The 23,693-nt window shown below is 58.2% G+C and carries 16 protein-coding genes, 1 tRNA gene and 3 pseudogenes; 14 read left to right on the forward strand and 6 right to left on the reverse strand.

Features of this window, described 5'->3' with window-relative positions; translation table 11 throughout:
* The first annotated feature begins 3 nt into the window (after positions 1 to 3).
* From IAE50_RS08110 to IAE50_RS08120, 3 genes are all read left to right on the forward strand, one after another.
* Entirely contained in the window at positions 4 to 1,542 is a 1,539-nt protein-coding gene (locus IAE50_RS08110; RefSeq protein WP_200579992.1) for a DUF6056 family protein, read from the forward strand.
* Between the two features lie 155 nt (positions 1,543 to 1,697).
* Positions 1,698 to 2,744, forward strand: coding sequence for an acyltransferase (locus IAE50_RS08115; protein WP_200579993.1), 1,047 nt, complete (start codon positions 1,698 to 1,700; stop codon positions 2,742 to 2,744).
* A 136-nt stretch (positions 2,745 to 2,880) separates the two neighbouring features.
* Positions 2,881 to 2,952: transfer RNA gene (locus IAE50_RS08120), tRNA-Arg, on the forward strand.
* A gap of 34 nt (positions 2,953 to 2,986) precedes the next feature.
* Here IAE50_RS08120 and IAE50_RS08125 read toward each other — a convergent pair.
* Positions 2,987 to 4,759, reverse strand: coding sequence for a sigma-54-dependent Fis family transcriptional regulator (locus tag IAE50_RS08125; RefSeq protein ID WP_200579994.1), 1,773 nt, complete (start codon positions 4,757 to 4,759; stop codon positions 2,987 to 2,989).
* A gap of 480 nt (positions 4,760 to 5,239) precedes the next feature.
* Here IAE50_RS08125 and ygeW point away from each other — a divergent pair, with 480 nt between their 5' ends.
* The 5 genes and pseudogenes from ygeW (at position 5,240) to arcC (ending at position 11,351) form a co-directional block, all read left to right on the forward strand.
* Positions 5,240 to 6,427 carry a knotted carbamoyltransferase YgeW gene (gene ygeW, locus IAE50_RS08130; protein ID WP_200579995.1) on the forward strand — a complete coding sequence of 396 codons (1,188 nt, stop codon included), beginning with the start codon at positions 5,240 to 5,242 and terminating at the stop codon, positions 6,425 to 6,427.
* A gap of 58 nt (positions 6,428 to 6,485) precedes the next feature.
* A pseudogene (dpaL, locus tag IAE50_RS08135) lies at positions 6,486 to 7,685 on the forward strand (diaminopropionate ammonia-lyase).
* Positions 7,686 to 7,737: 52 nt separating this feature from the next.
* Positions 7,738 to 8,949, forward strand: coding sequence for a YgeY family selenium metabolism-linked hydrolase (locus tag IAE50_RS08140; RefSeq protein ID WP_200579996.1), 1,212 nt, complete (start codon positions 7,738 to 7,740; stop codon positions 8,947 to 8,949).
* Between the two features lie 51 nt (positions 8,950 to 9,000).
* Positions 9,001 to 10,422 carry a dihydropyrimidinase gene (gene hydA / locus IAE50_RS08145; RefSeq protein WP_200579997.1) on the forward strand — a complete coding sequence of 474 codons (1,422 nt, stop codon included), beginning with the start codon at positions 9,001 to 9,003 and terminating at the stop codon, positions 10,420 to 10,422.
* Positions 10,419 to 11,351, forward strand: a complete 933-nt coding sequence (gene arcC, locus IAE50_RS08150) for a carbamate kinase (RefSeq protein WP_200579998.1) — start codon at positions 10,419 to 10,421, stop codon at positions 11,349 to 11,351. Before hydA ends, arcC begins: the two co-directional genes overlap by 4 nt.
* A 48-nt stretch (positions 11,352 to 11,399) precedes the next feature.
* Here the strand turns inward: arcC and IAE50_RS08155 are convergent.
* A pseudogene (locus IAE50_RS08155) lies at positions 11,400 to 12,203 on the reverse strand (XdhC family protein); the annotation flags it as partial.
* A 412-nt stretch (positions 12,204 to 12,615) separates the two neighbouring features.
* On the opposite strand from IAE50_RS08155, the pseudogene ygfK reads away from it, so the two are divergent.
* From ygfK to IAE50_RS08170, 3 genes and pseudogenes are all read left to right on the forward strand, one after another.
* Positions 12,616 to 15,719 (forward strand): annotated as a pseudogene (gene ygfK / locus IAE50_RS08160) (putative selenate reductase subunit YgfK).
* On the forward strand, positions 15,716 to 17,050 hold the full coding sequence (gene ssnA / locus IAE50_RS08165; protein ID WP_200580000.1) for a putative aminohydrolase SsnA: 1,335 nt from the start codon (positions 15,716 to 15,718) through the stop codon (positions 17,048 to 17,050). Before ygfK ends, ssnA begins: the two are co-directional and overlap by 4 nt.
* Positions 17,051 to 17,143: 93 nt before the next feature.
* Positions 17,144 to 18,589 (forward strand): nucleobase:cation symporter-2 family protein, encoded by a 1,446-nt coding sequence (locus IAE50_RS08170; RefSeq protein ID WP_200580001.1) that lies wholly within the window; start codon positions 17,144 to 17,146, stop codon positions 18,587 to 18,589.
* A 23-nt stretch (positions 18,590 to 18,612) separates the two neighbouring features.
* Here IAE50_RS08170 and IAE50_RS08175 read toward each other — a convergent pair whose 3' ends face one another.
* Positions 18,613 to 20,064 carry an MFS transporter gene (locus IAE50_RS08175; RefSeq protein WP_200580002.1) on the reverse strand — a complete coding sequence of 484 codons (1,452 nt, stop codon included), beginning with the start codon at positions 20,062 to 20,064 and terminating at the stop codon, positions 18,613 to 18,615.
* 103 nt (positions 20,065 to 20,167) lie between these two features.
* Between IAE50_RS08175 and IAE50_RS08180 the strand changes: the two genes are divergently transcribed.
* Entirely contained in the window at positions 20,168 to 20,962 is a 795-nt protein-coding gene (locus tag IAE50_RS08180; protein ID WP_094421335.1) for a helix-turn-helix transcriptional regulator, read from the forward strand.
* Between the two features lie 18 nt (positions 20,963 to 20,980).
* Here IAE50_RS08180 and IAE50_RS08185 read toward each other — a convergent pair whose 3' ends face one another.
* Complete coding sequence (locus tag IAE50_RS08185) at positions 20,981 to 21,754, reverse strand: helix-turn-helix transcriptional regulator (protein WP_200580003.1); 774 nt, start codon at positions 21,752 to 21,754, stop codon at positions 20,981 to 20,983.
* Positions 21,755 to 21,824: 70 nt separating this feature from the next.
* Here IAE50_RS08185 and IAE50_RS08190 point away from each other — a divergent pair, with 70 nt between their 5' ends.
* Entirely contained in the window at positions 21,825 to 22,562 is a 738-nt protein-coding gene (locus IAE50_RS08190) for a type 1 glutamine amidotransferase (RefSeq protein WP_200580004.1), read from the forward strand.
* Here the strand turns inward: IAE50_RS08190 and IAE50_RS25950 are convergent.
* Both IAE50_RS25950 and IAE50_RS08195 read right to left on the reverse strand, forming a co-directional pair.
* Positions 22,519 to 22,758 carry a WYL domain-containing protein gene (locus tag IAE50_RS25950; protein WP_232045307.1) on the reverse strand — a complete coding sequence of 80 codons (240 nt, stop codon included), beginning with the start codon at positions 22,756 to 22,758 and terminating at the stop codon, positions 22,519 to 22,521. The genes IAE50_RS08190 and IAE50_RS25950 overlap by 44 nt on opposite strands.
* 4 nt (positions 22,759 to 22,762) lie before the next feature.
* A complete protein-coding gene (locus IAE50_RS08195; RefSeq protein ID WP_232045306.1) occupies positions 22,763 to 23,266 on the reverse strand; it encodes a YafY family protein in 504 nt (167 codons plus the stop codon).
* A 60-nt stretch (positions 23,267 to 23,326) separates the two neighbouring features.
* Between IAE50_RS08195 and IAE50_RS08200 the strand changes: the two genes are divergently transcribed.
* Positions 23,327 to 23,689, forward strand: a complete 363-nt coding sequence (locus IAE50_RS08200; RefSeq protein WP_200133399.1) for a VOC family protein — start codon at positions 23,327 to 23,329, stop codon at positions 23,687 to 23,689.
* Positions 23,690 to 23,693 lie beyond the last annotated feature (4 nt).

Raw genomic sequence — 23,693 nt, forward strand, 5'->3', positions numbered from 1 at the left:
ACTATGTTAGAGAAATCTTATAAAGTTCTGCTTATTGCGCTCGTTTTTGCGAGCTTGTTCGCCATTGAGTGGCTGACGCCGATTCACTCAGATGATTACCGCTACTATCTGTTGGGTATCTCCCCTGCCAGCCATTACCAGTGGTATATGACCTGGAGCGGCAGGATCGTGGCAGATTACGCCAGCTCACTGATACTCATCACCCAGTCGCAATTTGTCTACGCTTTTTCAACCGCGTTTGCGGCTTTAGCCTTCTGTTATTTCATTGCCAAAACGCCGGGTAAAACCCTGCGCTGGCAAAAAAGCGATAATATTTTGCTGCCGCTGGTCTTCTGCACTTACTGGATCGCCAACCCCAATTTAGGGCAAACCACCTTCTGGCTGGTCGGCGCGGCCAACTATCTCTGGACAAACCTGTTTGTCGCCGCGTGGATTTTTTATCTCTACCGCATCACCGTCGATAATATTAAAACCATTAATCCATTACTGATGGTGCTCGCTTTTATGGCGGGCTGCTCGAATGAGAGCGTGTCACCTTTTGTCGTGCTTCTCGCGCTGGCCGCCATTATTTATGAAATGGTCACGGCGAAATCGGTAGCCAAAAACAAAATCATCTATGCTTTATCAGCGCTGGCGGGCTCCTGTACGCTGATCTTCTCTCCGGGTAATTTTGTACGTGCGGCCAGTAAAACCTACTGGTACGGCAAACCGCTGCTGGAGCGTATTGCCATTCACTTAACCGAACGGGTACACAACCATCTGGCATTAATCTGGATTAGCTACGTTGTGCTGCTGCTGTTGGTGCTGGTTATTCTCTTTAATAAAGAGGTGAAAGCGAAAATTACCCGCCGCACGGTGCTGCCCGCTATCCTGACGACGATTTTTGGCGTCGGCACGGTGCTGATTATGTTCGCCTCGCCCTCCTATCCGGACCGGGTCGTCAACGGCACCTTTATGTTTTTCCTGTTGACCATCGCTTTTATCGCCTACGGCATTTTAATGAGCGGTGTCAGAAAAGCTGTTATCTGCACAGCGATTATCACCCTGCTGTGCGCGGGCACTTTCGCCTGGTCATGGACGCTGATGCATAAAAGCTACACGCGTATTGCGCTGCAAGAGCAGGTGCGGATGAGCATTATCGAAAAAGAGTCCGCGCAGGGAAAAAGAGAGATCACCATTCCTGATTACCACTTTATTAAAATGCAGAACAGCGGCGGTCAATTTGGTCTGTTCCACGATCCTGAAATCTATGGCCAATATTTTGGTGTTGATAATATTTACCCCGAAACGGTGGACTTTGATTACTCCGCTATTGCTAATGGCGAGGTTATCCGGGTTGCGGACAACATCACCGCCTATAGCAACGCGCAGGGTGATTTAATTATCATCAGCCCGCAGCCAATTATTCAGCCGGTCACCGTTGAAGTGGGTCACACGCACCGTACGCTCGCGGCAGAAAAACTGAAATCAACGGAAATCAATGGCGAGCACTGGTATTACAGCCATATTCCTGAAGGTCATGTAGAAAAAGTTTCATTGTGATTTTTAGCCTCCCCACGTGGTAACTGTGGGGAGGTTTGCTTCTCTTTGGGCATTTAGCCCCGTTTTAGATTGAATTAATTACTCTTAAAATGCGTGTTAGCGACATCACAATAAAAAACACGTGGCAGTAAAACTCATAAAATATGGATGATGTAATGACTGATAGAAATTTCTATTCAATACAGGCATTGAGGGCCTTCGCTGCGGTAATAGTGATGTGCTTTCATTTTAAAAGCTTTATTAATCAGTCATTTCAAGGCTGGGGCGATCGACTTTTTCTCAACGGTGATATCGGTGTCGATCTCTTTTTCGTCATCAGCGGGTTTATTATTTACTACATTACCCGCGACGATAACGGCGGTTTAGCTTCTGCGAAGCTCTTTTTTATTAAGCGTTTTTGCCGTGTCTTCCCGCCCTATTTCGCTATTACGCTGTTGGTGGCTGGCAGTAGCGTTGAGTCGTGGATGCAAACCGCCACTTCACTGCTGTTTATTCCGTTAGACACGACGCAAATCGCACCCTGGTTTGGCGTGGCTAAACTGTTTGTTGGCTGGACGCTCAACTACGAATTTATTTTCTACACTTTGTTTACCCTCTGCATGTTGTTCAAAACGCGTAAAAACAGTGTGCTGTTTGTGATTGTGGCTCTGGCGGTCGCCATCCCTGCCTGGCTGCATAACGTGGCGATTTCACCCTCAAACCACTATAACTACCCGGGCTATCTCGCCACCCTCACTAATAGTTTGATGCTCGAATTTCTTGTCGGCACCTTTATCGGCTGGCTGGTAGTGAATAAAAAGATCACCTACGGCAAAGGCGTCAGCATTGCCTTAATCGTGCTTAGCTTCGCGCTGTTCCTCTTTATTCTGTTAACCCATTACAGCAAGATTGGCGGCCTCGGTTATATTCTCGCCGCCTTTACACTGGTATTTTCCCTGACCAATCACGAAGCGCAGTACGCTTTTTGGGCACCGAAGCCGGTGCTCTATACCGGGAAAATTTCTTTCTCTCTTTACCTTGTGCATTACCGTGCGAAATCACTGCTCAGCAAAGCGCTGCACCATAATCAATCTGCCTGGGGCGGTTTAATGCTCTTTGTGCTCGCGGTGATCCTCTCATTTATCTTTGCCGTCATCTCTCACTATTTGTTAGAGAAAAAGCTCAGCTCGCTGTTCAGAAAGTACTTATTAAAAAAAGCCTGAACAGAAGGATGCCATCTCAGGATGGCATCCTGCCCCTACGCCATATCGCCCCACGCTAAAACAAAAGAACAAAAACCTTGAAGCGCAGCAAACAGTTACGGTAGCATACGCACGCCAATTCACGGCCCCGCTCTGCGTCCCCTTAGTTAAATGGATATAACGAGCCCCTCCTAAGGGCTAGTTGCAGGTTCGATTCCTGCAGGGGACATACTGATATTCTGCCCCCGACCATTCCCCTTTATTCACACCCCCTCCAGCGCATACTTTTTAATTTTGCGATAGAGCGTGGCAATACCAATCCCCAGCACATCCGCCGCCTGCTTTTTATTGCCGTAGCGTGAAAGCGCGTCACAGATCATCTGCCGCTCCATCTCCTCCAGCGCCGTAACGCTCTCTGCGCGCCCTTCGGCAGCTGCTGTAACGTGCGCGCCGGTTGCGCTGACGTTGTCGCTGCTCAACAGATTGGGCGGCAAAAGCGAGATATCGATAACCTCCCCGGAGGGGACGACGTTGACCAGATACTCCATCAGATTGCTCAGCTCACGAATATTGCCCGGCCAGCGGTAGCGTTGCAGAAAGGCCACTACCTCCGGCGCAACGCCGGGATAGACCAGATCCAGCCGGTGCGTATGCAGATGAAGGAAGTAGTGGATCAGCAGCTCAATATCCTGCTGGCGCTCGCGCAGCGGCGGTAAGCGCAGCGGGATCACATTCAGGCGATAGTAGAGATCTTCGCGGAATTTACCCTCGGCGATAACCTGTGCAAGGTTTTGATTGGTGGCGGAGATAATACGAATATCCACCGGCACCGGATGACAGGCGCCCACTGGCTGCACTTCCCGCGACTCAATAGCGCGCAACAGCTTCACCTGCAGAGTTAATGGCATATCGCCAATCTCATCGAGAAACAGGGTGCCATGATTTGCCGCCTGAATAAGTCCCGTTTTGCCATTGGCCGATGCGCCGGTAAACGCGCCTTTAACGTAGCCGAACAGCTCGCTCTCCAGCAGATGCTCAGGGATCGCCGCGCAGTTGATAGCGACAAAAGGTTTGACGCTGCGGTCGCTCAGTTTATGGATCGCTCTGGCGACCACCTCTTTGCCAGTACCGCTCTCGCCAACAATCATCACGCTTGAGGGGACGGGCGCGACGCGGTGAATCAGCTTTTTCAACTGCCGCATCGGGCGGCACTCCCCGATCAGGCTCTCAATTAAGGGCTCCTCGTGGGCGGCGCTTAATTCTGCTGATGAGTGGGACTGGTGAAAGGCCATTAAAAATAACCACTGATCCTGAACCGCATGCAGCTGACCGATAATAAGCTCTTTCTTATCATCGAATGAAACGACGTGCAGCATATGGCCGTGGCGGAAATGGTCTTCAAAGGTTAGCGGGCGAAAGTGAATACTCTTGCCAATCATATTTCCCGCTGACGCACCGATAATTTTCAGCGCCGAAGGGTTAGCGAATTTAATTTTATGATCGTGGCCGACCACCAGCACGCCCTGATCCATAAATTCAATCATGGTCAAAAAGACTTTCTGAATATTATCGTTGCTGGAGAGATCCTGAAGAAAGCGCGAGACAAATATCGACGAGACATGGCGAACATAATCTGAGAAGGCCTGAATATTATCGTTGATGCGAACTTGCTGCTCATGGGTTAATGCCACCAGGCTAATCACTCCAACACACTGCCCATGATAGATAACCGGGGTGCCGATAAAGGCTTTCTCTTTGCAGTTCGCTTTGCTGTGGCAACCATTACAGAAGGGATCGAAGCGCGAGTGGGTAACCACTTTTTCCTTTTTTGTCTCAACAATGTGGCGCAATAGTTGTGAACTTGTATTTAATTTACGCCCAATTTGCGTATCAAAAATTCCTGTTCCGGCGACCCTGCATAATGAATTATCAACAATTTCCACTTCCAGTTGCAGAACGCTCGCCAGCATTCCGGCGAATTTTTGTATCTTAGGTTGAATCTGCATCAAAATGGAGGGCGTGGTGGATGGAATCATAATCGTCCTTATTTATTGCTCACAAACTTTTAACAGCATCTTTCCGCTCTGCTTTCCGTCGTTGCAGGATAACACTCCCCTTCGCGTATTACGGAATAACCACACCCGACCGCTTTGTGACGAATGGTAAATATGTAATAGCTATCACATTTCGCTATCAATATGATAATTACGCTGCGCAGTTTATCAATTTAGCGGTTATTTCCCGGTTATTTTTCCCGCATTTCCCGTTTCGCCTTTATATCGCCTCCGCATCGTCTGTTCACACGCCGCAGCGTATTGCTTGTTTTCTGCGCAATTCCGCAAAAATCCGTGATGTGGCTCGCATTATCCCGGTCCTTTACCCGCCCGCCAGCGCAGCCGGCGGGAAGTGGCACGCTTATTGTTAGGGTGCCACTACACGCTGGCCGTCGCGCGTCACACTCCCCCTGCAACCGCACCGCCACGCGTAAGCCCGTCATTCTTAATCAGGATTGCAAAATGAAAACTGTTAATGAATTAATCAAGGAGATCCGCACCCTTCACTCGCATCTGCATGAGAAAGATTTTCTGCTGACGTGGGAGCAGTCGCCGGATGAGCTGAGGCAGGTGCTTGATGTCGCCGCGGCACTAAAGGCGCTGCGTGCAGAGAATATTGCCACCCGCGTGTTCAACAGCGGGCTGGGCATTTCGGTGTTCCGCGATAACTCTACCCGTACCCGCTTCTCCTATGCCTCGGCGCTGAATCTGCTCGGCCTCGCACAACAGGATCTTGATGAGGGAAAATCGCAGATCGCCCACGGCGAAACGGTACGCGAAACCGCCAATATGATCGCCTTCTGCGCGGATGCTATCGGTATTCGTGACGACATGTATCTCGGTGCCGGTAACGCCTGGATGCGGGAAGTGGGCGAAGCGCTGGATGACGGCCATAAACAGGGCGTGCTGCCGCAGCGTCCGGCGCTGATTAACTTACAGTGCGACATTGACCACCCGACCCAGTCGATGGCGGATCTCGCCTGGCTGCGCGAACACTTCGGCTCGCTGGAGGCGCTGAAGGGCAAAAAAATCGCCATGACCTGGGCCTACTCGCCAAGCTATGGCAAACCCCTCTCGGTGCCGCAGGGGATCATCGGGCTGATGACGCGTTTTGGAATGGATGTCACCCTCGCGCACCCCGACGGCTACGACCTGATCCCGGATGTGATTGAAGTTGCAAAAAGCAATGCCGCAGCCTCGGGCGGCAGCTTCCGCCAGGTCAATGATATGGCAGAAGCGTTTAAAGATGCCGATATCGTCTACCCGAAATCCTGGGCGCCCTACACGGTGATGGAGCAGCGCACGGACCTGCTGCGCGCCAGCGATCATCAGGGGCTTAAAGCGCTGGAGCAGCAGTGCCTGGCGCAGAATGCCCGCCATAAAGAGTGGGAGTGTACCGAAGCGCTGATGGCGACCACCCGCAACGGCGAAGCGCTCTATATGCACTGCCTGCCGGCGGATATCAGCGGCGTCTCCTGCGACGAAGGCGAAGTCGCGGCTGAGGTGTTCGAAAAATACCGCATTGCCACCTACAAAGAGGCGAGCTGGAAGCCCTACATCATCGCCTCGATGATCCTCTGTCGCAAATATGCCGAGCCGGGCCAGTTGCTGGAACAACTGTTTACCGACGCGCAAAAACGCATTTTGTAACCGTCCGGCAGCCCGGTCGGCCACTTACTGTTTCTGACATTATGGAGAAGGTTAGAACATGTCCGCACTTCCATTGCGTATCAATATTGCAGAAAACCACTTTTTTACCGGCGAAGCCTCGCCGCGCTTCACCCGCCAGCAGGCGCAGCAGGCGCGCCAGTTCCATCAAAAACTGGCGGGCTATCAGCCCACCCCGCTCTATGCCCTGAACGCGCTGGCGGCGTGCGTCGGTGTGGATACGATTCTGGTGAAAGATGAGTCGCAGCGCTTCGGCCTTAACGCCTTCAAAATGCTCGGCGGCGTGTACGCCATCGCCCAGCTGTTGTGCGAGAAATATCATCTTGATATCAACGCCTTCTCGTTTTAGCACTTCAAAGCAAGCAGCAAAGAGAAGCTCACCTTCGCCACCTGCACCGATGGCAACCACGGGCGCGGCGTCGCCTGGGCGGCGCAGCAGCTTGGGCAGAACGCCGTGATCTATATGCCAAAAGGCTCCGCGCAGGCGCGGGTCGATGCCATTTTGCGCCTCGGCGCTGAGTGCATCGTCACCGATATGAATTACGACGATACCGTGCGCTTTACCCTGCAACGGGCGCAAAAAAATGGCTGGGAGGTGGTGCAGGATACCGCCTGGCCCGGCTACACCAAAGTCCCCACCTGGATTATGCAGGGCTACGCCACGCTGATCGATGAGGCAATCGAACAGATGGCCGCGATGGGCTCTCCCCACCCCACTCACGTTTTCCTGCAAGCGGGCGTCGGCGCCATGGCGGCCAGCGTCCTCAACTACCTGGCAGAAACCTTTGATGCCCGGCGTCTGCACAGCGTGATTATTGAGCCGGAGCATGCCGACTGCCTCTACCGCTCCGCCGTGAAGGGGGAGATCGTCAAGGTCGGTGGCGAGATGGAGACCATTATGGCGGGCCTCGCCTGCGGCGAACCCAACCCGCTCGGCTGGACGATCCTGCGCAACTGCGCCAGCCAGTTTATCGCCTGTGAAGATGCCGTCGCCGCGCTGGGTATGCGCGTGCTTGGCCATCCGCTGGGTGACGATCCGCGCATCATCTCCGGCGAATCCGGCGCCGTCGGCGCGGGCCTGCTCGCCGCCATCCCGCTGCACCCGCAGGGCGAGTCGCTGAGAACAAGCTTACAGCTTAATCGCGACTCGGTAGTGCTGCTGATCAGCACCGAAGGCGATACCGACGCACAGCACTACCGCGAGGTGGTGTGGGCAGGCAAGCATCCGGCGGCTGAATAATTTCCCCGGCGTTACCGCCAGGCGGCAAGCGTCATAACAGGAGAAGAGAGCGATGGCTAAAGCTATCCCGTTTAAACAGATTGTTGAAAAAGCACAACTTTACGAAGCGGAAATGACACGCTTCCTGCGCGATATGATCGCCATCCCCAGCGAAAGCTGTGATGAGAAGCGCGTCGTTCACCGCATCAAAGAGGAGATGGAGCGCGTCGGCTTCGACAAAGTGGAGATCGACCCGATGGGCAACGTGCTCGGCTATATCGGCCACGGCCCACGGCTGCTGGCTATGGATGCGCATATTGATACGGTCGGCGTCGGCAATATCAAAAACTGGGGCTTTGATCCCTATCACGGGATTGAAACCGATGAGCTGATCGGCGGGCGCGGTGCCTCCGATCAAGAGGGCGGCATGGCCTCGATGGTCTATGCCGGGAAGATCATTAAAGATCTTGGCCTTGAGGATGAGTACACCCTGCTGGTGACCGGCACCGTGCAGGAGGAGGATTGTGACGGGCTTTGCTGGCAGTACATCATTGAGCAGTCCGGCATTCGCCCGGAGTTTGTCGTCAGCACTGAACCGACCGATTGCCAGATCTATCGCGGCCATCGCGGGCGCATGGAGATCCGCGTCGATGTGCATGGCGTCAGCTGTCATGGCTCCGCGCCGGAGCGCGGCGATAACGCCATCTTCAAAATGGCTCCGATTCTCAGCGAGCTGGAGCGCCTGGCGCAACGTCTGGGAAATGATGATTTTCTCGGCAAAGGCACGCTCACCGTGTCGGAGATCTTCTTTACCTCGCCAAGCCGCTGTGCGGTAGCGGATAGCTGCGCCATCTCTATCGATCGCCGCCTCACCTGGGGCGAAAGCTGGGAGGGGGCGCTGGAGGAGATCCGCGCGCTGCCAGCGGTGAAAAAGGCCGAAGCGGTGGTGTCGATGTACAGCTATGACCGCCCGTCGTGGACCGGGCTTATCTACCCTACCGAGTGCTACTTCCCGACGTGGAAAGTGGAGGAGGATCACTTCACGGTGCGCGCGCTCTACAACGCCTATGAGGGGCTGTTCGGCAGCGCGCCTGTGGTGGATAAGTGGACCTTCTCCACCAACGGCGTCTCGATTATGGGGCGGCACGGCATTCCGGTTATCGGTTTTGGCCCCGGTAAGGAGCCGGAAGCCCATGCACCGAATGAGAAGACCTGGAAGTCGCATCTGGTCACCTGCGCGGCGATGTATGCCGCGATCCCGCTGAGCTGGCTGGCGACTGCGTAGTTTGTCGATGTCACGCCCGCTTGATTTGGCGGCGGGCGTTCTGGAGTCTCTATGCGCGTACTGATTAAAAATGGCCTTATCGTCAACGCTGACAAGAGAACCTGCGCGGATCTGCTTATCGATGCCGGACGGGTTAAGCAGATTGCCAGCACGATTGAGGCCGATGCCTCCTGCAAGGTGATTGATGCCGCGGGCTGTTATGTGATGCCCGGCGGCGTCGATGTTCACACCCATTTCAACATTGATACCGGGCTTGCCCGCAGCTGCGACGACTTCTTTACCGGCACCCGCGCGGCGGCCTGCGGCGGCACCACCACGGTGGTCGACCATATGGGCTTTGGCCCGCCCGGCTGCCATCTGCGCCACCAGCTCGGCGTTTACCATAACTATGCCGCCTATAAAGCAGTGATCGACTACAGCTTTCACGGCGTGATCCAGCATGTGAACCACGGCATTCTGGATGAGATCCCGATGATGGTGGAGAGCGGCATCAGCAGTTTCAAACTCTATCTCACCTACCAGTACAAGCTGAACGATGATGAGATTTTGCAGGCGATGCGCCATCTGCATCTGGCGGGTGCGCTGACCACCGTCCACCCGGAGAACGATGCCGCCATCGCCCAGCGCCGCGCGGCATTTCTTAATGCCGGGAAAACCGCGCCGCGCTACCACGCTCTGAGCCGTCCGCCGGAGTGCGAAGCAGAAGCGATCGCCAGAGTGATTAACCTCGCGCGGCTGGCCGGGGATGCGCCGCTCTATATCGTGCACCTCTCCAACCAACTGGGGCTGGAGTACCTGCGTCTGGCCCGCGCGCAGCAGCAGCCAGTATGGGTGGAGACCTGCCCGCAATATCTGCTGCTCGACGAGCGCTACTACGAACGCCAGGACGCGCTGAAGTATCTGCTCAGCCCGCCGCTGCGTAACGCCCGCCACAATGATGCGCTGTGGGGCGGCATTGCCGATGGCACGATTGATACCGTCGCCACCGATCACTGCGCCTTTTCGCTGACGCAGCGCCAGACCCTCTCCGGCGGCGATTTCAGCCGCTGCCCGAACGGGCTGCCGGGAGTGGAAAACCGCCTGCTGCTGCTCTTCTCCTACGGGGTGATGACCGGGCGCATCTCGCCCGAGCGCTTTGTGGCGCTCACCAGCGCCAACCCGGCCAAACTGTTCGGCATGTGGCCGCAAAAAGGGCTATTGGCTCCCGGTGCGGATGGCGATGTGGTGATTATCGATCCGCAGCGCACCACCACCATTCGCCACGACCGGCTGCATGACAATGCGGACTACTCGCCGTGGGAGGGGTTTATCTGCCAGGGGGCGATCCGCCAGACCCTGTCGCGCGGGCGGGTGATCTTCGATAACGGCGTCTTTACCGGCAGCGCCGGTCAGGGGCGCTTTTTACGCCGCCAACCTTTTCAGCCGCTTACGCTGCCGTCAGCGGAGCCGTTGCTACCAGAGAGTGTGCTATGAAGAAAAAGATTGTTCTCGCCCTCGGCGGAAATGCGCTCGGGTGCGATCTCGCCGGGCAGATGCAGGCGCTACAGCAGACCGCGCAGTCCATTGCAGAGCTGGTCGCCCAGGGGCACCAGGTAGTGATCACCCACGGTAACGGCCCGCAGGTGGGCATGATCACCCTCGCTTTCGAGGCCGCCGCCAGAACCGAGGCGCACACGCCGATGCTGCCGATGTCGGTCTGCGTCGCCCTGAGCCAGGGCTATATTGGCTACGATCTGCAAAATACCCTGCGTGAAGCCCTGCTCGCCCGTAACCTCGATATTCCCGTCGCTACGGTGATAACCCAGGTGGAAGTGGCGGCGGGCGATGCCGCCTTCAGCCAGCCGGACAAACCGATTGGCTCCTTCTTTTCAGCAGCTGAAGCGCAGGCGCTTATCCGCCAGGGCTACACCATGAAGGAGGATGCCGGGCGCGGCTACCGGCGGGTTGTCGCCTCGCCAAAACCTGTCGATATCATTGAAAAAGAGACGGTAAAAGCGCTGATGGCCGCCGGTCAGGTGGTGATCACCTGCGGCGGCGGCGGTATTCCGGTGGTACGTGAGGGGCAGCATCTGCGCGGCGTCAGCGCGGTGATCGATAAAGACTGGGCCAGCGCCACGCTCGCCGACACGATCGATGCCGATATGTTGATCATTCTCACCGCCGTGGAGAAAGTGGCGCTGCACTTCGGCAAACCCAACCAACAACTGCTCGACAGGCTCTCCGTCAGGGATGCGGAGCGTTTTATCGCCGAAGGCCACTTCGCCGCAGGCTCAATGCTGCCGAAGGTGGAGGCCGCCGTCGCCTTTGCCCGCTCGCGCCCTGGCCGCCAGGCGCTGATCACCGGGCTACGCCAGGCAAAAGCGGGCATTGAGGGCAAAACCGGCACGCTGATTAGCCAGTAACCGGCGGCCGGGCTTGCCCGATCAGCTCACCGCGATGGGCGTTTCGCTCTGTTGGTGTGCGGGCATGTTGAGGCCGAGCAGCCCGCCCGCCGCGCGGTTTTTCACCTGCAGGATCTCCGCCAGTATGCTGATGGCGATCTCCTGCGGCGTCTCGGCGCCAATGTCATACCCTACCGGCGCGCGCAGCCGGGCAAGCGCGCTGTCGCTGACGCCCGCATCGCGAAGCTGGCGCAGAAAGGATTGCACCTTACGCCGACTCGACAGCAGCCCGAGCCACGCGACCGGCTGGTCAATCAGCAGCTCCAGCGCCTCGCGATCCTGGTTATGGGTGGCGATCAGCACGTAGTCCTGCGGCTGAATTGCGAGGTTGTCGATCACCTCGACGAAGGTTTGCCCATACACCAGCCGAATGGAAGGGAGAAAAGCATCAGAGGTAAGGCTCTGTAGATAGGTGTCGCCAACGGCGATATCAAACCCGAGCGGCACCGCCGCGTGCGCCATCGCGCGGTTAACATGGCCTGCGCCAACCAGCACCAGCCGGGGGCGCAGGCCATGCACGCTGATATGTACCGTCATTGCGCCGCCGCAGTCCGCGCCAACCGCATTCTGCCCGCTGCGCGCCATACGGCCATGAAAAACGCGGGCGGTTTTCTCCCGCAGCGCCTCAAGCGCCTCGTTAATAACGTGGCGCTCAATCACGCCGCCGCCGATGGTGCCGATGATCGTGCCGTCATCGCGAATCAACATCTGCGCAGTGTGCCGGGGAGCTGACCCACGGCTGTCAATAATCTGCGCCAGGGCAAAAGGCCGGTTCTGCTCTTCAAGTTTTGCTGCTTCTGCAAAAATCGTCATAACATCCTCAAGGTTATTTAGTCCGCGCGTGGCACGCTTTTTCACCTTTGAGTAATGCAATATTTATACTCGTCTGCCGTTTTATTTTTTAAAGCGTGAGCCGCGTCGTAAACGAACCTGATAGTTGCCTGAAGATTAATCAGTAATAACCACGCTAATACGTAGCGGCAGGCGGGAAATTATCACTCTGATAGTTTCTTTGCGCTTTTTGAGAAAATGAAAATCACGCCTGCCTGATAACCGGTTACGTGAACACCCGCAACCGGCATAACTTTAGAGACATCTCACACTTTCACGCTCTTTCAACCACTTAAACCAGGAGTGGTGTGATTGTTGCTTTCTCTCCCCTCGCCGCTGCGATGAAAAATAGTGCGGCAATGTCGTTTATCTGAATAAGCCAGAGGAGAGGGTTATGGGAGATATTATGCGCCCCGTGCCGTTTGAGGCGCTGCTGACGCGTATTTTTGCGGAGTATCAGAGCCAGCGGTAATATTTGGCATTCCCGAACAGCAATTTTATTCAACCGATCGTTCGCGGCCCATCACGGTATTTGGCGAAACCTGCGCCACCCCGCTTGGCCCCGCCGCCGGACCGCATACGCAGCTGGCGCAAAATATTATTACCGCCTGGCTGACGGGCGGGCGTTTTATCGAATTAAAAACCGTGCAGATCCTCGATCGCCTTGAGATTGAAAAACCCTGTATTGATGCCGCAGATGCCGGGTTTAATACCGAGTGGTCGACGGAGTTCACCCTGGCAAAGGCCTGGGATGAGTACCTGAAAGCCTGGTTTGTGCTGCATCTGCTCGATGCGGTGTTCCCGCAGACGCCGAGAACAGAAGAGAAATCGTTTATTTTCAATATGAGCGTCGGCTACAACCTTGAGGGGATCAAGCAGCCGCCGATGCAGACCTTTATCGCCCGCATGATGGACGCCTCGGCAGAGCCAAAATTTCACCTCTATCGCACCACTCTGCATCACTGCCTGAATAACGCCGACTTCCTCGCCCGCCTGCCAAATCATGCCCGCTCGGCCAGGCTGCAATCCCTCTCTGAACGCATTCCCGCCACGCTGGTGCAGGGGGTGACGCTCTCCACCATGCACGGCTGCCCGCCGGATGAGATTGAAGCCATCTGCCGCTATATGCTGGTGGAGAAGCGGCTCAACACCTTCGTCAAACTCAACCCGACCCTGCTGGGCTATGGGCGCGTACGCGAGATCCTCGACCGCTGCGGCTTTGAGGAGATTGTGCTTAATGAGGAGTCCTTCGCCCACGACTTACAGTTTGCCCCGGCGGTGGCGATGCTGACCCGGCTGATGGCGCTGGCAGCCGGGCAGCAGCGCAGCTTCGGCGTCAAGCTGACCAACACCCTCGGCACGGTCAATACCCGCGGCGTGTTGCCGGGCGGCGAGATGTATATGTCCGGGCGCGCCCTCTTCCCGCTCGCCATCAATGTTGCCGCCCGGCTGTCGAGCGCCTTCGACGGCAAGCTGCCGATCTCCTACTCCGGCGGTGCCAGCCAGCTCACCATCCGCGATATCTTCGAGACCGGCATTCGCCCGATTACGCTGGCAACGGATCTGCTGAAACCGGGCGGCTATCTGCGCCTCACCGCCTGCCTGCGCGAGCTGGAGCAGGCGCAGGGCTGGGAGATGACCGCTATTGATGTTGCGCGCCTCGACGCGCTGGCCGAGCGCGCCATCACCATGGCGTACACGCAGAAAGGGTGGAAGCCAGACGATCGCATTGAGGTCGCCAGCCCGCTGCCCGCCACCGACTGCTATGTTGCGCCATGCGTCAGCGCCTGCGCCATCAAACAGGATATCCCCGAGTATATTCGCCTGCTTGGCGAGGGGCGCTACGCCGATGCGCTGGCGTTGATTTACCAGAGCAATGCGCTCCCGGCGATGACGGGTCATATCTGCGATCACCAGTGTCAGTACAACTGCACGCGGCTGGATTATGAGAGCGCGGTAAATATTCGTGAGCTGAAGAAGGTGGCGCTGGAAAAGGGGTGGGAAGCGTATCAACGCCGCTGGCATAAACCGGCAGGCTCCGGCTCGCGCCATCCGGTAGCGGTGATCGGTGCCGGGCCTGCCGGGCTGGCGGCCGGCTACTTTCTCGCCCGCGCCGGGCATCCGGTGACGCTGTTTGAGCGCGAAGCGAGCGCCGGTGGCGTGGTGAAAAATATCATTCCGCCATTTCGTATTCCGCCGGAGCTGATTGAGCATGATATTGATTTCGTGGTGCAGCACGGCGTGAAGATCGTCTATGGCTGCGACCCGCACCTGACCGTTGCGCAACTGCGAAAGCAGGGTTTCCACTATGTGCTGGTGGCGACCGGCGCGGATCAGAGCCGCGCGGTGCCGCTGGGCGGCGATAACCCGAATATTCACGCCTCGCTGGCGTTTCTGCGCGCCTTTCATCGCGGCGAGCCTTTGCAGCCGGGTAAACATGTGGCGATTATCGGCGCGGGCAACACGGCGATGGATTGCGCCCGCGCGGCGCTGCGCATACCGGGCGTTGAGCGTGCCACCGTGGTTTACCGCCGCTCGCGCAAAGAGATGCCCGCCTGGCGCGAAGAGTATGAAGAGGCGCGCCGTGCAGGGGTGGAGTTTGCGTGGCTGAGCAACCCGGAGCAGTTTGCGCCAGACGGCACGCTGACCCTGCGCGTGATGCAGCTCGGTGAGGCTGATGCCGCAGGGCGACGCCAGCCGCTGGCTACAGACAAAACGCGCACCATACAGGTCGATAGTGTCATTACCGCCATCGGCGAGCAGCAGAATAAAGCGGCGCTGGCGGCATTCGGCCTGCCTGTTGATGAACAGGGCCGCGTGGCGGTCAATGCCGAGGGTGAAACGCGCCTCACCAACGTCTTTTTAATTGGCGATGTGCAACATGGCCCGGCGTCGATTGTCGCTGCCATCGGCAATGCCCGGCGAGCAGCGGAGGCGATCCTCGCACGTGAAAGTCTCGCCAGCCATCAACAGAGCAAATACTGGAGCAATGTCGATCCGGCGGAGATTTATCAGCGCAAAGGCGACATCGCCCTGGCGCAGGCGGATAAGGCGGATCGGGAAAGTTTTGTCGCCCAGGAGGCGAGCCGTTGCCTGGCCTGTAGCTACATTTGCAGCAAATGCGTCGATGTCTGCCCGAACCGGGCGAATATCTCGCTGCCGATCCCCGGCTTCAACAACCGTTTCCAGACCCTGCATCTGGATGCCTGGTGCAACGAGTGCGGCAACTGCGCGCAGTTCTGCCCGTGGCAGGGGAAACCCTATCAGGACAAAGTGACCCTCTTCAGCCTCGAAGAGGATTTCCTCAACAGCCACAATCCCGGCTTTTTCATCGACAACCAGCGCGTCTCTATCCGCCAGCATGATCAGCAGTGGCAGCTGGATATCGATGCGGATGGCCATTTCGATCATGTGCCGCCGCAGCTGGAGGCGATGTGCCGCATTATCGGCCACGTCCATGAGCACTATCACTATCTGCTTAGCGAGGTAGAACAATGAGTCTCACCATCCTGAAAAATGCCACCGCCGCGCAGCTCTTCCCGGCGAAAGTGTGGCAACAGGTCGATATCGCGATTAAAGATGACCTGATCCTCGCGGTCGACAGCGGGCTGGAGCAGCGCTATATGGGCGCGAAGGTGATTGAGATGCAGGGTCGGCTGGTGATGCCCGGCCTGGTCTGCGCCCATAACCACTTCTACTCTGGTCTGTCGCGCGGGATTCAGGCGAAAATCGCCCCCAGCCCCGATTTTATCTCGACGCTGAAAAACCTCTGGTGGCGGCTCGACCGGGCCATCGACGCCGAGTCGCTCTACTACAGCGCGCTTATCTGTGCGCTGGAAGCGGTGCGCAGCGGCTGCACGGCAGTGATTGATCATCACGCTTCGCCGGGGTATATCGCCGGTTCGCTCAGCCAGCTGCGCCGCGCTTTTCTCACCGTCGGGCTGCGCGGTATGACCTGCTTTGAGACCACCGACCGCAACGAGGGGCTGCGCGAGGTATGTAAAGGCGTGGAGGAGAATATCCGCTTTGCCAAAGAGATCGACGCCGCGCGGCAAAAAGAGCAGGAACCTTATCTGGTCGAGGCCTGTATTGGCGCGCATGCGCCCTTCACCGTGCCGCACGAAGGGTTGGTGATGCTCAGTGAGGCGCGAAAAGCGACCGGGCGCGGGCTGCATATTCATGTCGCCGAGGATCGCTATGATGTCGCCCATAGCCATCACCACTACGGAAAAGATCCGCTGGAGCGGCTGGCAGCGTATGACCTGCTTGATGACAAAACCCTTGTCGCCCACGGGCTCTATCTCTCCGACATCGACATCTCGCTGCTCAATGCCCACGACGGTTTTCTGATCCATAACGCCCGTTCAAACATGAATAACCACGTCGGCTATAACCACCGGCTGGCGCAGTTCCGCCACCTTGCCCTCGGCACTGACGGCATCGGCTCCGATATGTTTGAAGAGCTAAAGTTCGCCTTCTTCAAGCACCGCGATGCGGGCGGCGCGCTGTGGCCCGACAGCTTCGCCCGTGCGCTCTATAACGGCAACGAAGTGCTGAACCGCAACTTCAACGCCCGCTTTGGCCGTATCGAAGCGGGGTATAAAGCGGATTTGACCATCTGCGACTATCTGCCGCCGACGCCGCTGGTTGATGCGAATGTCGACGGGCATCTGGCGTTTGGCCTCAGTTCCAACAGCGTGCACAGCGTGATGGTGAACGGCAGGATGATTTACCAGGATCGCCGCTTTACCCTCGACTGCGCGCCGCTATTTGCCGAGGCGCAGGCGGTGGCGAAACGGCTATGGGCAAGGATGGATGCCCTGAACTGACCCCGCCAGCCCGCCCGTTGGTGCAAGCCGGGCGGGCTGGCGCTACACGGTAGGGTTGAGTGGTTTGCCCGATCCGCACAGGAGAGAGAACTCATGAAAGAGAGTGCTATGGCGGCATCGACCGCGTCCGTTGATGAGGTTCTGCCCGTTACGCAGATGTTTTTTTATGGCCTGCAACATGTGCTGGTGATGTATGCCGGTGCGGTGGCGGTGCCGCTAGTGGTGGGCAACGCGGTCGGGCTGCCGGCAGAACAGATTATTTTGCTTATCAGCGCCGATCTGTTTATTTGCGGCGGCGCAACGCTGATGCAGTCGCTGGGGGTGACGCAGTGGCTTGGCTGTCGGCTGCCGCTGATCCAGGGCTGCACCTTCGCAGCACTAATCCCAATGGTGCTGATTGGGAAGGAGTATGGCCTCGGCGGCATCTCCGGGGCGGTGATTATCTCGGGGATCTTTATCCTCTGCTGCGCGCCGTGGATCAGTAAGCTGATCCGCTTTTTTCCCAGAGTGGTGATGGGCAGTATCGTCACGCTTATCGGCCTGTCGATTCTGCCCGTCGCCGGTGGCTGGGTCGGCGGCGGCGCAAGCGATATGCATGGCTTTGGCGACCTGATTTCGCTCCTGATGGCCGCCGTGACGCTGGTGGTGATCCTCAATATCTACACCTTCGCCTCCGGGGTGATTAAAAACACCTCGGTGCTGATTGGGCTGGTGGTCGGCACGCTGCTGTGGAGCGTGTTTAAACCGCTCGATTTTCAGCTGGTGCAAGCGACGCCCTGGCTGCATCTGCCGCAGGCGCTGCCATTTGCGAAACCGGAGTTTCACCTGCTGCCCGTCGCCCTGCTATCGATGGTGATGGTAGTAGTAATGGTGGAAACGATGTCGTCGATGATGGCGACCGGCGATATTGTCGGTAAAAACGTCGATGCACGGATGCTGCGTAACGGCCTTAACACCTGCGGGCTGGCAACCACGATCTGCGGGCTGTTTAACCTCTTCCCCTATGCCGCCTTTGCGCAAAACGTCGGGCTTATCGGCCTCACCGGCGTGCGCAGCCGTTTTGTTGTTGCCATGTCGGGGGTGATTTTGATGCTGATGGGGCTGTTTGCCAAACTGGCGGCGCTGGTGGTGTTAATCCCCAAACCGGTGCTGGGCGGCGCGGGGATTGTGATGTTCGGCATGGTTGCCGTCTCGGGCATTCGCACCCTCGGGCAGGTCGATTATCGCAATAACAATAACGGTATGGTGGTGGCGCTGACGCTCGGGCTGGGGATGATGCCGGTGCTGGTGCCGACGCTCTTTACCCAGTTTCCACCAACGGTGCAGCTGTTTCTGCACAGCGGCATCACCATCGGCACGCTGACGGCGATTGTCGCCAATCTGACCCTCAACGGCAGCGCGCCGTTTAAATTCTCCCACCACGCCCCCACCCCCGATCCGCTGCCGCCCAGCGCCGCCGCGCGCAATGTGGCGGTGCGCACCGTCAGAATGTGGCTGCTGCTGCGCAAAGTGCAAAAAGAGCGGCAGGAGAAAGCGTGATGCACTCGCCCCGGCGGGCTGCCCTACACTGCCCGCCGCTGCGTGCCCAGCGCCAGTAACAGCAGGCAGATCGCCACCGAGACGGCCAGATTACAGAGCATGCCCGCGACAAACGCCGACGCATACTGCCCCGCCTGCGCAACTGGCCCGGCATTGCTCAGGGCGTTGTTGAACAGCATCGCCACTACCGCTACGCCCAGCGCGGCACCGACCTGCTGGACGGTAGAGATGATGCCGGACGCCATGCCGGATTGCGCTTCGTCAACGTAGCCGAGCACCAGATTGAGCAGCGGCGTCATGATCGCTCCCTGCCCGGCACCGACAATCACCAGCACCGGGATCAGGGTAACGGGGTTCAGCTGCGCCCCCGCCATCGCCACCTGGGCAATCAGCGCGGCAATAAACAGCGCGTAGATCAGCGCCCCGCCGATAATCGCCCGGATCCCCCAGCGCGCCACCAGCCTCGGTGCAGCGAGTGATGCCAGCACAAAACCGACGCTACAGGGTGCAAAAATCAGCCCTGCCTGTAACGGGTCCAGCCCAAACCCGTTTTGCACCAGCAGAGCAAAGCAGAGAAAGAAGGAGCTGGAGGTGGAGTAGACCAGCAGCACCAGCACCACACCGAGCGCGACATGGCGTTGCGCCAGCAAACGCATATCCACCAGCGGCCATAACCCTGCAATCCGACGCCGCTCCTGCTGGCGATAAAAGAGTACTAACATCGCCGCTGCCGCACCCAGTGAGCAGAGCGTCCACGCGGGCCAGCCCTGGGTTGGCCCCTCGATCAACGGCACCAGTAACAGTGCGAGCGCGGTGCTAATCAGCAGCACGCCGCGCCCGTCGAGCAGCGGTTTTTGCGGCGCGAAAGATTCGGGAATAGCGCGAGCCGCAACGATGGCAATCACGCCAACCGGGATATTAATCAGAAAGATGGTGCGCCAGCCCAGGCCAAAGAGATCGGCGTGAATCAATGCTCCCCCCAACACTTGCCCGGCAATCGCCGCCAGCCCCAGCGTCATGCCGAGCAGGCCAAACGCGCGGCGTCGGTCATTACCGTCAAAGTTAACGCGAATCGAGGCGTAGACCTGCGGGAAGAGCAGCGCCGCTGCGAGCCCCTGCAACACGCGGGCGGCGATCAGCGTCTCGCTGCCTGGTGCCAGGCCACAGAGTGCCGAGGCGAGGGTAAAGCCCGCCATACCTAAGACAAAGAGGCGACGGCGACCAAAGCGATCGCCAAGCCGCCCGCCGGTGATCAGCAATACGCCAAAGGCAAGCTCGTAGCCTGCGACGATAAAGCTGATTTGCGCGAAGCTGGCACCCAGCCCGCTCTGCATACTCGGGATGGCGACGTTAACCACAAAGAGATCGAAAATGGTGACAAAGCCTGCCAGCAGCAGCACGGCTAAGCCTGCCCACGGCGGTGCGGCGGCGGGAGTGCGATCGCAGGGGATCGCAGCACAAGAAGAGGATTTCATAACGCATTTCCATTATCAGCGGAGTGTGCGACGATTCTCCCTGCTTCATTAAGCCGTTACAATTTAACCATTTATACTATTACTTTTAGCAACGAGAGCCGAGATGCGAACTCTGGAACGAACCCGCCCCGATCTGGCAGCCTTTTTACGCGCGCACCGCCAGCGCCTGTCGCCCGCCGATGTCGGCCTGCCGAGCGGCAACCGACGCCGCACGCCGGGGCTGCGGCGCGAAGAGGTGGCGGCGCTGGCCGGGGTCGGTTTAACCTGGTACACCTGGCTTGAACAGGGGCGCGATATTGGCGTCTCGGCGCAGTTTCTCGACAACCTCGCGCGGGTGCTGAAACTCGATGCGGCCGAGCGCCGTCATCTCTTTATGCTCACCCACGCGCGCCCACCGGCCGAACCGGGCAAAACCTGGTGCGTATTGCCGCCGCTGGTGCGCCGCCTGATGCACGATCTCCCCCACCCCGCCTTTGTACTCAACCTGCGCTGGGATGTGCTGGGCTTTAACGCCCCGGCGGATAGGCTTTTCGGCTTCAGTCGCCACGCGCCCGAGCGGCGTAACCTGCTCTGGCTGCTGTTCACCGATCCGCTGCTGCAGGAGCGTTTTGTCGCCTGGCATCAGCAGGCTCCGCTGATGCTGTCGAGCTTTCGCCGCGACTTCGCCCGCGCCAGCCAGAGCACCGATATTGTCGAACTGGTAGAGGAGCTGGAGCGCGTGTCGCCTGAGTTCAGCGGCTGGTGGCGGCAGCATGATGTCCACGCCCCGTGCAACGGCGTGCGCCATTTTTGGATTGATGAGCGTTCCGTGCCGTTCGAGCACACCACGCTGATTATCGACGAAGATCGCCACCTTCGGCTGGTGGTTTATGCCCAACAACAGCAAGAAGCCGGGTAGAGAGTAATGGCAAGCAGATCAGGGCAAAAACTCGTGCGGCGTTGCGCCAAGAATCGCCCGGAAGGCCGCGGTGAAAGCGGTGGGACAGGAAAAGCCGAGCTGGTAAGCGACCTGCTTCACCGGAATGCCGTTAGAGAGCAGATCCAGCGAAGCGCAGATGCGTGCCCGCTGCTTCCAGCTTCTGAAGCTAAAACCGGTATCGCGGATAAACTGGCGCGAAAAGGTGCGTTCCGACATCGCTGCAATATGGGCCAGATCGCTTAGCGACGCGTCCCAGCGCTGACCGAGCAGTAATTCATTGGCGGCGCGGGCGAGGCGTTCGTCCTGCGGCAGGGGAAGCTCAGCGGCAAGGTGTTCTGTTTCGCTGAGGATTTCCAGCAACAGCAGCGCCATTCTCCGCTGGCTTGGCGCTTTGTACTCATGGCTGAACAACCCCGCAATCAGCTCTTTCACCAGTGGCGTCGCGCCAATCACATGCACCAGTTCGCTCTTGGTAAAGTTGCTGCATTCCGCAATCAGCGAGCGGCTGAAGTAGAGGGTGCGCAGGTCAGTCTGCGAGAGCAGCGTATAGCTATGCTCCTGTAACGGCGGCAGCCATAGCGCGCGCTGCGGCGGGATCACCCAGCGGCGCTCGCCGGTCTCTACCAGCAACACGCCACGGGTGGCAAACAGCAGTTGCCCTTCCAGATGGTAATGGGGCGGATCGACCTCTCCGCGTTGATAACCTCTGGCGAGGTTTGACCAGCCAATGGCGTCGTCATGTCTTGGCGCTTTATCTATGCTGTTTGGCATTTGAGATTCAAAACCTGCATTTATGATTGGCCGGGTTATATCACCCCATCGCAATCTGGAGCAAACATCAATGCGGGTTCATTTTATCATTCATGAAAGTTTTGAAGCGCCCGGCGCCTATGAAAGCTGGGCGCAGCAGCGCGGTTACCCGGTTAGCCACTCCCGCGTCTATGCGGGCGATGCGCTTCCGGCCACGGCTGACGCTTTTGACCTGCTCATTGTTATGGGCGGCCCTCAGGATCCGGATACTACGCAGGCGGAGTGCCCCCATTTTGATGCCCGTGCCGAGCAGGCGCTTATTGCTGCGGCGATCGCGGGCGGAAAAGCGGTGATCGGCATCTGCCTGGGGTCGCAATTAATTGGCGAGGCGCTGGGCGCAGCTTTCGCACATAGCCCCGAGAAAGAGATCGGTAAATTCCCCATTACGCTGACGGCGGCGGGCAAAAATCACCCGCTGTTTGCCCATTTCCCTGAAACGCTGGCGGTCGGGCACTGGCATAACGATATGCCGGGCCTGACGGCAGACGCGCAGGTGCTCGCTTTCAGTGAAGGGTGCCCGCGCCAGATTGTCGCCTACAGCGATCGCGTGTTCGGCTTCCAGTGCCATATGGAGCTAACACCTGAGGTGGTCGAGCAGCTTATCGCCCACTCCGAAGCGGATCTGAGCCGCGCCGCGCAGTTCCGTTTTGTCGAAACGGCTGACGCGCTGCGCGCCCATGATTACCGCGAGATGAACGATATTCTGTGCCAGTTTCTCGATAAGCTTACGGCGTACTATCAAGGCGCAACGCAGGCGCTGCGCCACTGATCTCATCAAGCGTATCGCGCCCCGCCTCGCGCCACATGCGCAGCAGGCGCTGGCGCGAATGAGGAGCGGCGCACGCAAGCTGCTGCACGCTCTCAATCTGCGCCACGGCGAAGTGGCGAAAATCGCCGCGGGTTTCGCACCATGCGGCGAGCAGCAGATCGCGGGATAAGTAGCCGAGGGCGAAAGGCCAGATCACCCGCTCACTGGTGGTTTCCCTGGCGGTCGGTATAGCGAATGCTCACTTTCAACTGTCGCCGGATGGCAGCACGCAGCCCGGCAACGTGCTCGCTTTCCACCGCCGTTTCTGCCCTTCCCACCAGCAGCGTGGCGTGTTCAAACAGCGATTGCATCGGCGGCGGGATGCTCTGCATCACTTTGCCCGCCACCTCGTTGGCCGCCTTACCAATCTCCGCATCGCCATAGGTCGCCACCCAGCGCAGGCCGAGCGCCAGCGCATCCAGCTGCTCCGGGGTAAACATCATTGGCGGCAGAAGATAGCCCGGAGCAAGCACATAACCGGTGCCCGCTTCGCCCTGAATATCCGCACCCTGCGCGCGCAGCGAGGCGATATCGCGATAGAGCGTGCGCAGGCTGATGGACAGCTCCTCCGCCAGGCTTGCGCCGCTCACCGGATAGCGGTGGCGGGCAAGGATTTGCAAAAGCGCGAGCAATCTTCCGGCACGCGCGGGTCCTGATGCTGACATGTTTTGTCACTCCTCCCTGCGATAGTCATCTCCCCATTACCTTGAGGAGAGAAGTGCCCAATGATACCGAATTTATTCATCCTCTATGTTTCCGACCCACAGCGCAGCAGCGATTTTTACCAGACGCTGTTCCAGCAAGCGCCCGATGTGGTGCTGCCCACCTGGGCGGCGTTCTCTTTTGCCAACGGGCTGAATCTCGGATTGTGGTCCACCCACGCCGCGGATTTTCTCTCCGGTGGCGAAGGCAACCGCATGGAGATGAGTTTTATGGTGCAGGATAGCGCGGCAGTTGATGCGCTTTACCAGCAGTGGCTGGCGCTGGGCGTTGAGATCGAGCTGCCGCCCGCGCAGGCGGTTTTCGGCCGGACCTTTGTCGCCCGCGATCCGGACGGCCACCGCATCCGGGTTTGCATTCCGGATTAAGCGG

Source organism: Kosakonia sp. S42 (assembly GCF_016624785.1).
In the GTDB taxonomy this organism is placed as follows: domain Bacteria; phylum Pseudomonadota; class Gammaproteobacteria; order Enterobacterales; family Enterobacteriaceae; genus Kosakonia; species Kosakonia cowanii.